The sequence below is a fragment of the Tardiphaga sp. vice304 genome (assembly GCF_007018905.1).
In the GTDB taxonomy this organism is placed as follows: Bacteria; Pseudomonadota; Alphaproteobacteria; order Rhizobiales; family Xanthobacteraceae; genus Tardiphaga.
Window position 1 is genome coordinate 5,745,668 of the sequence record NZ_CP041402.1, and the last position, 13,000, is coordinate 5,758,667.

The window sequence follows — 13,000 nt, forward strand, 5'->3', positions numbered from 1 at the left end:
CATGACAGAACGGGTGACGCGATGTTCGAAGGCTGGGACGCGATCATGCTGGCGCGGGCGCAATTTGCGTTCACGATGTCTTTTCACATCATCTTCCCGGCGTTCTCGATCGGGCTTGCCAGCTATCTCGCGGTGCTGGAGGCTTTGTGGCTTTGGACCGGCCGCGAAGTTTTCATCAACCTGTTCAACTACTGGCTCAAGATCTTCGCCGTCGCTTTCGGCATGGGCGTGGTGTCGGGCATCGTGATGTCCTACCAGTTCGGCACCAACTGGTCGGTCTTCTCGGACAAGACCGGGCCGGTGATCGGCCCGTTGATGGCCTATGAGGTGCTGACCGCGTTCTTTCTCGAGGCCGGGTTCCTCGGCGTGATGCTGTTCGGGCTTGAGCGTGTCGGTCACAAATTGCATTTCCTGGCGACCTTGATGGTGGCGATCGGCACGCTGATTTCAGCCTTCTGGATCCTGTCGGCGAATTCATGGATGCAGACGCCGGCCGGCTACGCGATCAACGACGTCGGGCAATTCATCGCCACCGACTGGTGGAAGGTGATTTTCAATCCGTCGTTCCCCTATCGCCTCGTCCACATGGTGCTGGCGGCCTATCTCACCACGGCGCTGGTGGTCGGCGCGGTCGGCGCGTTTCACCTGATACGCGACCACCGTCGCGCCGGCCCCCGCACGATGTTCTCGATGGCGATGTGGATGGCCACTTTGATCGCACCGCTGCAGATCTTCGCCGGCGACCTGCACGGCATCAACACGCTGGAGCACCAGCCGGCCAAGGTGATGGCCATGGAGGGCCACTATCAGAGTCACCCGGACGGCGCGCCCTTGATTCTGTTCGGCCTGCCGAACCAGAAGGAGGCGCGGGTCGACTATGCGCTGCAGGTTCCGAAACTGTCGTCGCTTATCCTCAAACATGATCTCAACGCGCCACTCGCCGGGCTCGACACCGTGCCGCGGGAAGACTGGCCGCCGGTGCCGGTCACCTTCTGGTCGTTCCGCGTGATGGTAGGAATAGGTTTCCTGATGCTCGCACTCGGCCTCGTGAGCCTGATGATGCGCTGGCGCGGGAAGCTGTATCAGTCGCGTTTCCTGCAATTCTTCGCCATGGCGATGGGACCGGCCGGATTCGTTGCGGTGCTGGCGGGCTGGATCACGACCGAGACCGGGCGACAGCCGTTCACCGTGTTCGGCCTGCTGAGGACGGTCGATTCCGCGTCGCCACTGGCTGCCCCCGCGGTCGGATCGTCGCTGATAGCCTTCATCATCGTCTACTTCATCGTCTTCGCGGCCGGCACCATCTACATTTTCCGGCTGATGGCCGAGCCGCCGCGTCACGGCGAACACGGCCCGCGGGGCGACGCGCCGGTGCGGGCCGCCGGCATAACGCCCGCGCAACAGGTCAGCGAAGGACAAACATGATGACCGGCATGATCGATATCGCCACGGTCTGGGCCTTCATCATCGCCTTTGCGGTCTTCGTCTATGTCGTGATGGACGGCTTCGACCTCGGGCTCGGCATGCTGTTTCCGCTCTTCCCGAAAAAGGAAGACCGCGACGTGATGATGAATACGGTCGCCCCGGTGTGGGACGGCAACGAGACCTGGCTGGTGCTCGGCGGCGGCGGGCTGATGGCGGCATTTCCGCTGGCCTATGCCGTCCTGATGCCGGCGCTGTATGCGCCGATCATCGTCATGCTGCTCGGGCTGGTGTTTCGCGGCGTCGCCTTCGAATTCCGCTGGCGCACCCGAAGCCAGCGCAATTTGTGGGACATCGCCTTTGCCGGCGGCTCGGCGCTGGCGACGTTGGCGCAGGGCGTGGCGCTTGGTGCCATCCTGCAGGGCGTCGTCGTCAGCGGCCGACACTATGGCGGCGGCTGGTGGGACTGGCTGACGCCGTTCAGCGTGCTGACGGGTTTCGCGCTGGTTGTCGGCTACAGCCTGCTCGGCGCCACCTGGCTAGTGCTGAAGACCGAAGGCGAGTTGCGCGACCGCGCCTATCGGCTGTGCTGGTGGCTGCTGTTCGCGATGCTGGGCGCGATCGGCGCGGTGAGTATCGCCACGCCGTTTCTCAACGCCGAATATGCCGCGCGCTGGTTCGCCTGGCCGAATATCCTGGCCACCGCGCCGGTACCAGTCGCGGTTGCCGCGGTGACGCTGCTGCTGCTGCGCGCGCTCGCTGCCAAGCGGGACTACCAGCCGTTCTTTCTGTCGCTCGCGCTGTTCGCGCTGTCCTATGCCGGGCTGGGGATCAGCATGTGGCCCTATATCGTGCCGCACTCGATCACGATCTGGCAGGCGGCCGCGCCCGACAACAGCCTGATATTCATGAGCTTCGGCGTCGCCGTGCTGGTGCCGCTGATCCTCGGCTATACCGCCTGGGCCTATTACGTGTTTCGCGGCAAGGTGAAGGCCGGCGCGGGGTATCACTGATGTCGACGGCGCCGCAGCGCCCGCTGGCGCAACGCCTGCTGTGGTTCGTGGTGCTATGGGCCGGCGGCGTTGGGACGGTGGCGATCGTGGGTTACGGCATCCGGCTATGGATCAAGTAGCGGCTGGCGCGGCCGTTGCCACAAGCGGCACGCTCTGGTTCCATTGCTGTGACCGTGGTAAGTAGCCTCATATTGCCGCCCGGAGATCTGCGAAAATGTCTTTGTCACGCGCGCTTTCACTCGTCGTTGCCGGCATGATCCTCTCCGGCTCCGCTTTTGCGCAGCAGCCCGACCGCGGCGACGAACCGGGGCTCATCCCCGATGAATCCGTGCAGCTCGATCCGGAATTCCAGAAGCAGATGGTGCTGTACCGCACCACCGAGCCGCCCGGCACCATCATCATCTCGACGGCGGAGCGGCATCTATATGTCGTGCAGGGCAATGGCCGCGCGCTGCGCTATGGCATCGGGGTCGGCCGCGACGGCTTTACCTGGCAGGGCCTGCTGAAGATCTCGCGAAAGGCCGAATGGCCGGACTGGACCCCGCCGCCGGAGATGATTGCGCGACAACCCTATCTGCCGCGTTTCATGGCCGGCGGGCCGGGCAATCCGATGGGCGCCCGCGCGCTCTATCTCGGCGCCACCGTCTACCGCATCCACGGCACCAACCAGCCCGATACGATCGGCACCGCGATTTCCTCCGGCTGCTTCCGGCTGGTCAATGCCGACGTCGCCGACCTCTACGATCGCGTGCCGGTGGGCACCAAGGTGATCGTGCGGCAAAGGCCCGAGCTGTAGGCACATCGCCCGACATTCCCCCGATATCGGTGAGCACCCTTGATGATCAAACGTACTTTTCTCAGCGGGCTGGCAATCGGTCTGGTCGCCGCCGCAATCGTGGCTGCCGCGGCGATCACCTATGAACGCTATGACACCAAGACGCTGAAACGCACGATCCGCCGAGATGCCGTCTTGTGCGGCGTCAACACCGGCCTGCCCGGCTTCTCGACGCCTGACGCGCAGGGTAACTGGACCGGCTTCGACGTCGATTTCTGCCGCGCGGTCGCCGCCGCCATCTTCGACGATGCGAAGAAGGTGACCTTCGTGCCGCTCGACGCCAGCGACCGCTTCAAGGAATTGCAGAGCCGCAAGGTCGATATCCTCAGCCGCAATTCGACCTGGAGCATGTCGCGCGAGACCTCGTACGAACTGTATTTCCCCGCTGTGTCCTACTATGACGGCCAGGGCTTCATGGTGCCGCGCGGGCGCAATATCGACTCCGCGCTCGATCTCGACGGCAGCCGCGTCTGCGTGCAGGACGGCACCACCACGGCGCTGAACCTGTCGGACTACTTCCGCATCAACAACATCAAGTACACCGAACAGAAGTTCGGCAGGCTCGACGACGTCATCAAGGCCTATGCCTCCGGCCAGTGCGATACGCTGACCGCCGACGCCTCGCAGCTCTACGCCCTGCGAATGACGCTCGGCAAACCCGACGACAACGTCATTTTGCCCGACATCATTTCGAAGGAGCCGCTGGCGCCGGTGGTGCGGCAGCGCGATGACGACTGGATGATGATCGTGAAGTGGACGCTCTACGCCATGATCAACGCCGAGGAGCTTGGTATCACCTCGGCGAATATCGACGAGGCGCTGAAGTCGAAAAAGCCCGACGTGATGCGGCTGGTCGGCACCGAAGGCGCCTATGGCGAACAGCTCGGCCTGTCGAAGGACTGGGCGGCGCGCATCATCCGTCGCGTCGGCAATTATGGCGAGGTCTATGAGCGCAATATCGGCGCCGGCTCGCACCTGCGGATTCCGCGCGGCCTCAACCAGCTCTGGAGCGCCGGCGGCATCCAGTACGCGCCACCGATCCGCTAGCGGCCCATCTGCGACAACTGGTCGCGACAACGGCGACCGTGGTTCTTGGAGCACAAAATACCGCGCAACAGAGGTGCATTCTCTTCACGAAGATGCCATCGGCAAGTCCTTGCCATTGGCGCTGGGGCTTCCGAACCCATATACTATGCATAAGAACATGGAGGGTATACGCGTGAACGCCATTGCCGAACTGACAAGCCAGCCAGATCGCTCGCTGCTGATCGTGGAAGACGACAAGCCGTTCCTGGAGCGGCTGTCGCGCGCGATGGAAACGCGCGGCTTTACAGTGACTTCCTGCGACTCCGTCAGCGAGGGTCTGGCGCATATCGGCAAGTCGGCGCCGGCCTTTGCGGTGGTCGACCTGCGGCTCGGCGACGGCAACGGACTCGACGTTGTCTCGGCGCTGAAGCTACAGCGGCCCGATGCGCGCGCCATCGTGCTGACCGGCTACGGCAATATCGCCACTGCCGTCACCGCCGTGAAGATGGGTGCGGTCGACTATCTGTCGAAACCGGCCGACGCCGACGACGTGGTCGCCGCTCTGCTCGCCAGCGCCGGCGAACGCTCCGAACTGCCGAACAACCCGATGTCTGCCGACCGCGTGCGCTGGGAACATATCCAGCGCATCTATGAAATGTGCGGCCGCAACGTCTCGGAAACCGCGCGCCGGTTGAACATGCACCGCCGCACCCTGCAGCGCATCTTGGCCAAGCGCGCGCCGCGCTGACTACACTTCCTTCAATCGTTCCGCGTGGCCGTGCGGATCGTGCAGCCGGTTAAGGCGCTGCGCGGCCGCAATGGCGAAGCGCAGCATCATGACCTTGCGGGTCGCGGCCGGCAGCCTGTGCTCCGGCGCTTCGCAATGCAGATGCGCGCCGTAGGAATCGGCGACGATCAGCCCGGTGTCGCCGGGAAACAGGTCGCAGGAAAGGTCCTGCGTGAAGGCGAAGAACAGCCGGTCGCAATGCAGCCGGTAGTCCGGCCATTTGTCGTCGGCGCGTAGATCGGCCAGCGAGGACTTGATCTCGACGATCCAGATCTCGCCCCGCTCGTTCAGCGCCACCAGATCGGCGCGCCGGCCCGACGGCAGCGGCACCTCGCTCAGACATGAAAAACCGAGCGAGCCCAACCACCGCGCGGTTCCCCGCGCGATCGCCAGCGCGGTCTCCGACTGCCGGCGGTCGGGTTTTGGGACGAGAGCAATATTGGCGGCCGATTCCATCCCGTCATGATAGCGGATTTCCCCTTGGCTGATCCGCAAAAATCAGCATTGTGGCGCGATGAGCCAGCAAACTGAGACCACAACCGAGACCACCGCTACGGCAGGCGCGGTCATCATTCCCGTCACCCTGTTCCAGCAGAACTGCATGCTGCTGTGGGACGAAACCACTCGCCAGGCGGTGGTGATCGATCCCGGCGGTGACGTGCCGCTGATCCAGGACGCCATTGCCAAGGCGAACGTCAATGTCGAGGCGATCTGGCTGACGCACGGCCACATCGACCATGTCGGCGGCGCGGCCGAACTGCGCGACGTGCTGAAGGTCGAGATCATCGGGCCGCACGTCGACGACAGGTTTTTGCTGGATGCCGTGGTGGAGAGTGGCGAACGGTTCGGCATGACCGGGGTGCGCAATTTCGCACCGGACCGCTGGCTCAAGGAAGGCGACCGCGTCAGCGTCGGCGGCCTTGATTTCGATATCCTGCACTGCCCCGGTCATTCGCCGGGCAGCGTGGTGTATTATAACAAAGCGATGAAATTTGCCCATGTCGGCGACGTGCTGTTCGCGGGCTCGGTAGGACGCACCGATCTGCCCGGCGGCAGCCATCAGACGTTGATCGATTCGATCACGCGGAAGCTGCTGCCGCTCGGCGACGATGTCAGCTTCATCTGCGGCCACGGCCCGGGATCCAGCGTCGGCCAGGAACGCATGACCAACCCGTTCCTCACCGGCGAGGCATAAGCCTACCTGACGTAGCTCGGGTCGGCCCATTCCTCGATCTTGGAGGCGGGAATGGTCTGCTTTGGCTGATGCGGATTGAGTGTTCCCGCCGTGGCCGTCCAGCCCTTGGCCACGATCTGCCTGGCGAACAGCTTGGCATCGATTTCCGACTTGAAGGTCTTGGTCGTGCGAACAGTGCCGGCAGCGCTGGCATCGGATTTCAGGGATTTGTCGGGGCCGAAGGCCACATACCAGATGTCGGGTTTTGTCATGATAACAGCCCAACGAGAATCCCGGCAAAAGGTTGCATAGGCAACGCTCTTTACCTATCGGGCGGTATTCCGCGGCTGCACCACGTCCCAGGCGAGACCTAGTTTTTCCAGCAGGCGAATGGTGAGATAGGTGGTGTCGAATTCCCACCAGAGGTGGCCGTGGCGCGCCGAACGCTGGTCGGCGTGGTGGTTGTTGTGCCAGCCCTCGCCATGCGCCCACAGGCCGACGAACCAATTGTTCCGGCTGTCTTCATCGGTGGCGTAGCTGCGATAGCCCCACATGTGCGTCAGCGAATTCACTGCCCAGGTCTGATGCCAGACGAACACGGTGCGTACGAACACCGCCCACACCACAATGCTGAGTGCGAACACCACGGCCTCGCTCCAGGTGCCACCCATGGCCAGTTCCGCCAGCAGGCCCGCGAAGAAGAACACGTTGATCTGGATCAGCAGGATCTTGAGCTGCCACTGGTGGCGCTCCAGCGTGACGTAGAACGGATCGCGCAGGATATCCTTGGCATAGCGGTCATAGATGCCGAGCCGCGACAGATCGGGGTTCTTCACCAACAGCCAGCCGATATGGCCCCAGAAGAAACTGGCCAGCGGACTGTGCGGATCGGGTTGTTCGTCGGACTTCTCGTGATGACGGCGATGCACGGCGACCCAGCGCGCCGGCGTATCCTCGGCGCAGCAGATCGCGATCACCACGAAACAATGCTCCAGCCATTTCGGGCATTTGAAACCACGATGGGTGAGCAAGCGGTGATAGCCGATATTGATGCCGATCAGGCCGAACAACCGCGCGCAAACGATGGCAACGATGATGGCGGTCCAGTTGAAAAACATCGGCAGCAGCGCCAGCAGGGCCAGCGCGTGGATGGTTCCGATGACAGCAACGTTGACCCAGTCGATGCGATAGGGCTTCACGCCCGCAGGCAGGTCGATCGGCTTGCGATGCGGGGCCGTGCCGGAAGGAGTTTCTAGAACGGCTGCCGCAGCGATTTGGTCACGGTTGAGGGCCACGTCGCTCCGAGTCCCGGCAGGTGAGCCCCGCCGCAAAGTGTGATGCCGAACGCAGGCTTACGTCATAACGGGAGTTGTGACCACTGCAGCGATGCGTCGCATACGAAACAATTCAGGCCGCCCGAAGGCGGCCTGAATGCTGGAACTCTTGATCGGGAGCGTGGGATTATTCGACGATCTCGACGATGCGGCGCGAACCGGGCTCGACCAGCACGGTGCGGCCGTTGACGACGGTGTAGCGGTATTCCGAAGCACCGTATTCCTGCGGCACGTCGTAATAAGTCACGCCATCGCCCGGCAGCACGACGCCGACGCGGACTTCGTTGCTGTAGGTGTAGGACGGACGACGCTGTTCGGTAACGTAGGTGCGGAAGCGCGGACGCTGATCGACACCGAGCACGCCGGCGACGCCGCCGACAACACCACCGACCGTTCCGCCGACGATCGCACCGATCGGGCCGGCTGCGCGCTCGCCATCACGCGCACCGCGCTCGATGCCGCCGGGGACGCCGCCCTGGGCGTGCGCGAGAACGGGAACCGCCAGCGTGGCGACGATAGCAGTGGCTCCGAGAAGACGACGTATCATGATTATCTCCAGTAGTTGAATTGGTTATTGTGCCGAGACAAGCGCAGCGCAGCACAATGGTTCCGCTACCGGGTTTCGGTGATTTTAGTTTCGACACCGAATCTCGCTGTCGTCCCGGCCAGCGAGCGGGGACGGCAGTGGGGGGAGGCCTCGTGCGCGCTCTGTTACTTCGTCACCATTTCGCGCACACGACGAGCCAGATTGTCGAGGTCGAATGGCTTTGTGATCATGTCCATGCCGGGCAGCAGAAAACCTTCGGCCATGACAACGCTTTCCGCGTAGCCGGTGATGAACAGTATCTTGAGTTCCGGCCGCGTTTCGCGGGCCTGGTCGGCGAGCTGACGGCCATTCATGCCGGGCAGACCGACATCCGTCAGCAACAGATCGACGCGCGGTTCCGCAAGCAGCGCCCGCAGACCGGAGGGGCCATCCACCGCTTCGAGAACGCGATAGCCCTGATCGAGCAACATTTCCATGATGACCGTGCGAACGACGGGCTCGTCCTCGACCACCAGAACGGTCTCGCCGGTCGCCACGGGCGCAACGTCGCGCGGATGCGCGGCGGGATTGGTAGCCGCCACGCCATCGTGACGCGGCAGATACAATTTCACGACAGTGCCGCGGCCGGGCCGGCTGTCGATGGAGACGTGGCCGTTGGACTGCCGCGCAAAGCCATAGATCATCGACAGGCCGAGCCCGGTGCCCTGCCCGATCGGTTTGGTGGTGAAAAACGGATCGAACGCACGCGCCACCACCTCCGGACTCATGCCCGTGCCGGTGTCGGTGACGCTGATGCAGATGTAGTCCCCCGGCGCCAGCACCGGCGCCTCGGCGCGGGCCGTCTCCTGCGGCGCATTCGCCGTGGCGATGGTGAGCTTGCCGCCGTCCGGCATGGCGTCGCGTGCATTGATCGCCAGGTTGAGCAGCGCGCTTTCGAGCTGGTTCGGATCGCAGAGCGTACCCCACAGATCCGGCGCGACGACGATCACCAGATCGAGACGTTCGCCGATGGTCCGCCGCAGCAGGTCTTCCAGCGAATTCACCAGCGCATTGGCGTCGATCGACTTCGGCACCAAGGGCTGGCGCCGCGCAAAGGCCAGCAGGCGATGCGTCAGCGCCGCCGCCCGATTTGCCGAATTCATCGCAGCATCGACGTAGCGTGTCAGGCCTTCGGTGCGACCCTTCGCCAGCCGCGCGCGCATCAGATCGAGCGAGCCGACAATACCGGTCAGCAGATTGTTGAAGTCGTGCGCGATGCCGCCGGTCAGTTGGCCGACGGCTTCCATCTTCTGCGCCTGGCGCAGCGCCTCCTCGGTCGCCTTGAGCTGTACGCCGGTGGCTTCGCGTTCGCGGGTCTTTTCCTCGACGCGCTGCTCGAGCGTGGCGTTGAGCTCGGCAAGCTTTCCGGCGAGCTCGCGCGCCTCCTCCTCGCTTTTGCGCAATGCGCGTTCGGCGTTGACCTCGTCGGTGACGTCCGTATGCGCGCCGACCAGCCGCAGCGCGCGGCCATTCACATCGCGCTCGATCATCGACTTGACCGAGATCCAGCGTATCTCGCCATCGCTCGGCCGGATGATACGGTAGCGCACGCTGTATTCGCGCACGCCGCTCTTCACGGCATTCTTGAAGGCCGCGTCGGTCGCCTCGCGATCGTCCGGATGAATGCGGTTCACCCAGTCATCGTGCGACTCGTTGGCCGCTTCCGGGGGAAGACCGTGCACCAGCAGATATTCCGGCGAACGGCGGTTGCGGAACCCGGTGCGCAGATCGACTTCGAGGCCGCCGATACGCCCGATCTGCTGCACGCGGGTCAGTTCCGCCTCGCGTTCGCGCGCTTGTTCTGCGGCGACATGATCCGCAGTGACATCGCGGCACACCACCAGCACGCCGCCCACCCCGTCGTCGAGGTCGATCGGACTGAAGCCGTAGGTCCAGTAGATCTGCTCGAGGCGGCCGTCGCGGGTGGTCGGGATCAGCCGATCCTCATGCCAGGTGGCGGGACCGCCTGCCATGACCTGCTCGATCTCCGGCCCGATCAGGGGCCAGATCTCTACCCAGCACGCGCGGCCGCAGGCGCCCAGCGCGGACGGGTGGCGCTCGTCGCCCAGCGTCCGGCTATAGGCGTCGTTGTAGAACTGGATGAGGTCCGGACCCCAGAAGATGAACATGGGGTGGTTGGTGTTGAGCAGGATGCGGACTGCCGTACGCAGGCTCTGCGGCCACAGCAGCGGCGCGCCGAGCGGCGACGACGCCCAGTCGTAAGCGCGCATCAGCGCGCCCATCTCGCCGCCACCGGCAAGGAAGTCGGACGACGGTTTTCGGTGGAGGTCCGGCATTCACCAGCAGTCGCTATGAGGCACGGCGGGAACCTAGCCCCTGCGCTGCCCGTAAGCAAATCCGGCGATACGGCTACTTCATCAGGCCGGCAGCCGTCAGCGCGCGGGTGATGACGGCGTTGATATCGAGCACGCGGCGACCGCCGGTGGGACGCGGCGAAAACTGTCCGTCGGTCTCCGGGTGCGGCTTCTTCGCCGCACGCGCCGTAACGATGGCATCGGCCGGCACGACCTGCTTGCTGGCGATCGCGGCGCGACGCGGCACGGGGTTTCGGGTCAGGCCAAAGAACTGGGCGATGTGCCACGTCGAGGCGATGCCGGCCTCGAGCAGGAACTTGCCGGCGGCGCCGTAGGGCTCGTCCTGCCCGGCAATCGCCAGCGGCGTACCATGTGCCATGCCGGTAATCGTATAGGATTCGACGACGGTTTCACCGTCCGCATTCCACCAGACTTCCCGCGGATAGCCATCGACATCGCCCGATGCCATCGGCGCCGGCGGCAGGCCGTGGACGTCGAGCCATTGCTTGACGATCTCGCCGGCATTCGCCGGTATCACGGTGCGGTCGGCGCTGCCGTGCCAGACCGAAACCTTCGGCCACGGCCCGGCATGACCCGACGCGTTGCGAACGAGCGCGCCAAGATCAGCGGCGGGGCGCGCGGGCGATCGATACATTCCCGCCAGCGCCTCCTGCATGGTGTTGGCGATGCCATGCGGCAGGCCGGCGATGATCGCGCCGGCGGCAAAGACGTCGGGATAGGTCGCCAGCATCACCGATGTCATCGCGCCGCCGGCAGACAGGCCGGTGACAAAGATGCGGTCGCGATCGATCTGGTGCTGATGCGCCATGTGCTCGATCATCTGCCGGATCGACAGCGCTTCACCGCTGTCGCGCGCGGTATCTTCGGGGCTGAACCAGTTGAAGCATGTATTGCTGTTATTGGAGGACTTCTGCTCCGGCATCAGGAGGGCAAAGCCATATTGCTCGGCCAGCGCCGACCATCCGGAGCCGGTATCATAGCCCGCAGCCGTCTGGGTGCAGCCGTGCAGCACGACAACCAGCGCCGGCTTGGGCAGCATGGTCGGCGGCAGGTAAGCGAGCATGCGCAGGTCGCCCGGATTGCTTCCGAAGTCGGTCACCTCGGAGATCGGGCTTTCGTTGCCCGGCGCCGACCCACGCGTCATGCCTTCCAGGCCATTGAAGCCCGGCATTTTCGGCAGCTTGCGGAGGAATTCGATATTCTTGGCGAGGGACATGGCAGCTCCAGAGTCGACAGGCTTATAACAGCAAGGCTGACATATGGTTGCTGCACTGCAAAATAAAGCGCGATTGGTATCCCGTTGCCCGTCAACAAAATGCGAGGCGGTCAATCGGCGCGGCGCGGCTCATGCATCGGGCAGCCATTGTGGCTGCCGCGAAATACGGCAGAGTTCTGGTAGGCCTGTTTTCGCACGCGCATGATCGAGCCGAGCGGCTGATGCGCCGCGATACCGTGCCACGGGCTGAACGACATGCCGTCGTCGATCGCCTTCACATTCGCAGCCGACCACGAATCCTGCGGTGCGGCGGTGATCGTCCCGACCGTCACGTAGGGACTTTCCTGTTCCGGCCAGGCTTTCGACGAGTCCTCGACCGGCATCTTTTCCAGATCCGTGCAGAGCTGCGCGCGCAGCTCCCACACGCCGCTGTTGGCGGCGAAGAACGCCTTCACCGCTTCGCGCAAGCCGTCGGGCACGCCATTGACGTTGAGATGCGCCTTGTGAAGCACGGTCAATTCCGGCGATACCGGCGCCAGCGAGATCTTGGCGATGTAATCGCCATAGCGTAGCGGCGCCTGGCTGTAGAACGTCTCGCCGAGGATGTGCGTCTCCGGATGACCGCCCAGCGCCTTCAGGGTGCCGCTCTCGCCACCGACCGCCTCCAGCGCCGCTTCGGCGCCGCGCAGCACCGCCGACAGCACCTTCTTCAGGCCCTCGGCCTTGTCGGTGGTACCGGCCAGCAGCTTCAAATTTCCGAGAAAAGCTTTTGCGGTCGGCGCCGCAAAGGCGGGGCCGTTGACCATCAGGAAATCCTGCGTGGTGTCGCCTTCCGACCCCGGCAGACGATCGCCCTCGACCCCGACGATCTTGATGCCGAGCCCGCGCGGCACCGAGACGCTGTCGTCGAGGATGTCGCCGGGGATGGTGGAGAAGCGCATCAGCACGGGATAGCGCCCGGGCTTCGCGAACAGACCTTGCGCCAATTCGGGCGGCAGACCTTCGGCGATGACCAGTTCGGCGTTCAGCAGGCCGTGCGCCTTGGCATGCACGCTGCGGATCGCATGACCGGAATCTTTCCATGTGATTTCGGAAATTTTCAGCAGCGTCTCGGTCAGTTGCCTATTGGTTTCGGCTTCATCGGCCTCCGGCGTTTCGACGTCAGGGCTATAGCGGACGGGCTGAACGGACATGGCATTCTCGGAAGGAGGAAACGGCGACCTGGCAACGACGGAGCGCAACGGCCTGATTCAACCATGCCTGCCCTCAAA

General features: G+C 64.0%; 14 protein-coding genes. 7 read left to right on the top strand and 7 right to left on the bottom strand.

Annotation, left to right across the window (positions count from 1 at the left end; genetic code table 11):
* Nucleotides 1-21 precede the first annotated feature (21 nt).
* From FNL56_RS27300 to FNL56_RS27325, 6 genes are all read left to right on the top strand, one after another.
* Nucleotides 22-1,425 (top strand): cytochrome ubiquinol oxidase subunit I, encoded by a 1,404-nt coding sequence (locus FNL56_RS27300; protein ID WP_143575923.1) that lies wholly within the window; start codon nucleotides 22-24, stop codon nucleotides 1,423-1,425.
* Nucleotides 1,425-2,435 carry a cytochrome d ubiquinol oxidase subunit II gene (gene cydB, locus FNL56_RS27305; RefSeq protein WP_143575924.1) on the top strand — a complete coding sequence of 337 codons (1,011 nt, stop codon included), beginning with the start codon at nucleotides 1,425-1,427 and terminating at the stop codon, nucleotides 2,433-2,435. The genes FNL56_RS27300 and cydB overlap by 1 nt, the downstream gene beginning before the upstream one ends.
* A complete protein-coding gene (locus tag FNL56_RS27310; RefSeq protein WP_143575925.1) occupies nucleotides 2,435-2,554 on the top strand; it encodes a DUF2474 domain-containing protein in 120 nt (39 codons plus the stop codon). Before cydB ends, FNL56_RS27310 begins: the two co-directional genes overlap by 1 nt.
* 95 nt (nucleotides 2,555-2,649) lie before the next feature.
* A complete protein-coding gene (locus tag FNL56_RS27315; RefSeq protein ID WP_143575926.1) occupies nucleotides 2,650-3,231 on the top strand; it encodes a L,D-transpeptidase in 582 nt (193 codons plus the stop codon).
* Between the two features lie 42 nt (nucleotides 3,232-3,273).
* A complete protein-coding gene (locus tag FNL56_RS27320) occupies nucleotides 3,274-4,317 on the top strand; it encodes an amino acid ABC transporter substrate-binding protein (RefSeq protein WP_143575927.1) in 1,044 nt (347 codons plus the stop codon).
* 172 nt (nucleotides 4,318-4,489) lie between these two features.
* Complete coding sequence (locus tag FNL56_RS27325; protein WP_143575928.1) at nucleotides 4,490-5,044, top strand: ActR/PrrA/RegA family redox response regulator transcription factor; 555 nt, start codon at nucleotides 4,490-4,492, stop codon at nucleotides 5,042-5,044.
* Here FNL56_RS27325 and FNL56_RS27330 read toward each other — a convergent pair whose 3' ends face one another.
* Complete coding sequence (locus FNL56_RS27330; RefSeq protein ID WP_143575929.1) at nucleotides 5,045-5,539, bottom strand: MmcB family DNA repair protein; 495 nt, start codon at nucleotides 5,537-5,539, stop codon at nucleotides 5,045-5,047.
* Nucleotides 5,540-5,597: 58 nt separating this feature from the next.
* On the opposite strand from FNL56_RS27330, the gene FNL56_RS27335 reads away from it, so the two are divergent.
* Complete coding sequence (locus FNL56_RS27335; protein WP_143575930.1) at nucleotides 5,598-6,278, top strand: MBL fold metallo-hydrolase; 681 nt, start codon at nucleotides 5,598-5,600, stop codon at nucleotides 6,276-6,278.
* Between the two features lie 2 nt (nucleotides 6,279-6,280).
* On the opposite strand, the gene FNL56_RS27340 is transcribed toward FNL56_RS27335, so the two are convergent.
* The 6 genes from FNL56_RS27340 to FNL56_RS27365 form a co-directional block, all read right to left on the bottom strand.
* Nucleotides 6,281-6,529, bottom strand: a complete 249-nt coding sequence (locus FNL56_RS27340) for a hypothetical protein (RefSeq protein WP_143575931.1) — start codon at nucleotides 6,527-6,529, stop codon at nucleotides 6,281-6,283.
* Between the two features lie 54 nt (nucleotides 6,530-6,583).
* A complete protein-coding gene (locus tag FNL56_RS27345) occupies nucleotides 6,584-7,552 on the bottom strand; it encodes an acyl-CoA desaturase (RefSeq protein ID WP_246660823.1) in 969 nt (322 codons plus the stop codon).
* Between the two features lie 166 nt (nucleotides 7,553-7,718).
* Nucleotides 7,719-8,138: a DUF1236 domain-containing protein gene (locus tag FNL56_RS27350; protein ID WP_143575932.1), complete on the bottom strand. Its 420-nt coding sequence runs from the start codon at nucleotides 8,136-8,138 to the stop codon at nucleotides 7,719-7,721.
* Between the two features lie 164 nt (nucleotides 8,139-8,302).
* Nucleotides 8,303-10,474, bottom strand: coding sequence for a hybrid sensor histidine kinase/response regulator (locus tag FNL56_RS27355; protein ID WP_143578512.1), 2,172 nt, complete (start codon nucleotides 10,472-10,474; stop codon nucleotides 8,303-8,305).
* Nucleotides 10,475-10,547: 73 nt separating this feature from the next.
* Nucleotides 10,548-11,729 carry an extracellular catalytic domain type 1 short-chain-length polyhydroxyalkanoate depolymerase gene (locus tag FNL56_RS27360; RefSeq protein WP_143575934.1) on the bottom strand — a complete coding sequence of 394 codons (1,182 nt, stop codon included), beginning with the start codon at nucleotides 11,727-11,729 and terminating at the stop codon, nucleotides 10,548-10,550.
* Between the two features lie 110 nt (nucleotides 11,730-11,839).
* The gene (locus tag FNL56_RS27365; RefSeq protein WP_143575935.1) at nucleotides 11,840-12,922 is read right to left on the bottom strand and encodes a catalase family protein; all 1,083 of its coding nucleotides are present in this window, start codon (nucleotides 12,920-12,922) and stop codon (nucleotides 11,840-11,842) included.
* Nucleotides 12,923-13,000: the final 78 nt, after the last annotated feature.

Excerpts from the sequence above, each read along its gene's own strand:
- FNL56_RS27300 (WP_143575923.1), top strand. The coding sequence starts at position 22 with ATGTTCGAAGGCTGGGACGCGATCATGCTGGCGCGGGCGCAATTTGCG.
- cydB (WP_143575924.1), top strand. The coding sequence starts at position 1,425 with ATGACCGGCATGATCGATATCGCCACGGTCTGGGCCTTCATCATCGCC.
- FNL56_RS27310 (WP_143575925.1), top strand. The coding sequence starts at position 2,435 with ATGTCGACGGCGCCGCAGCGCCCGCTGGCGCAACGCCTGCTGTGGTTC.
- FNL56_RS27315 (WP_143575926.1), top strand. The coding sequence starts at position 2,650 with ATGTCTTTGTCACGCGCGCTTTCACTCGTCGTTGCCGGCATGATCCTC.
- FNL56_RS27320 (WP_143575927.1), top strand. The coding sequence starts at position 3,274 with ATGATCAAACGTACTTTTCTCAGCGGGCTGGCAATCGGTCTGGTCGCC.
- FNL56_RS27330 (WP_143575929.1), bottom strand. The coding sequence starts at position 5,539 with ATGGAATCGGCCGCCAATATTGCTCTCGTCCCAAAACCCGACCGCCGG.
- FNL56_RS27335 (WP_143575930.1), top strand. The coding sequence starts at position 5,598 with ATGAGCCAGCAAACTGAGACCACAACCGAGACCACCGCTACGGCAGGC.
- FNL56_RS27340 (WP_143575931.1), bottom strand. The coding sequence starts at position 6,529 with ATGACAAAACCCGACATCTGGTATGTGGCCTTCGGCCCCGACAAATCC.
- FNL56_RS27350 (WP_143575932.1), bottom strand. The coding sequence starts at position 8,138 with ATGATACGTCGTCTTCTCGGAGCCACTGCTATCGTCGCCACGCTGGCG.
- FNL56_RS27355 (WP_143578512.1), bottom strand. The coding sequence starts at position 10,474 with ATGCCGGACCTCCACCGAAAACCGTCGTCCGACTTCCTTGCCGGTGGC.
- FNL56_RS27360 (WP_143575934.1), bottom strand. The coding sequence starts at position 11,729 with ATGTCCCTCGCCAAGAATATCGAATTCCTCCGCAAGCTGCCGAAAATG.
- FNL56_RS27365 (WP_143575935.1), bottom strand. The coding sequence starts at position 12,922 with ATGTCCGTTCAGCCCGTCCGCTATAGCCCTGACGTCGAAACGCCGGAG.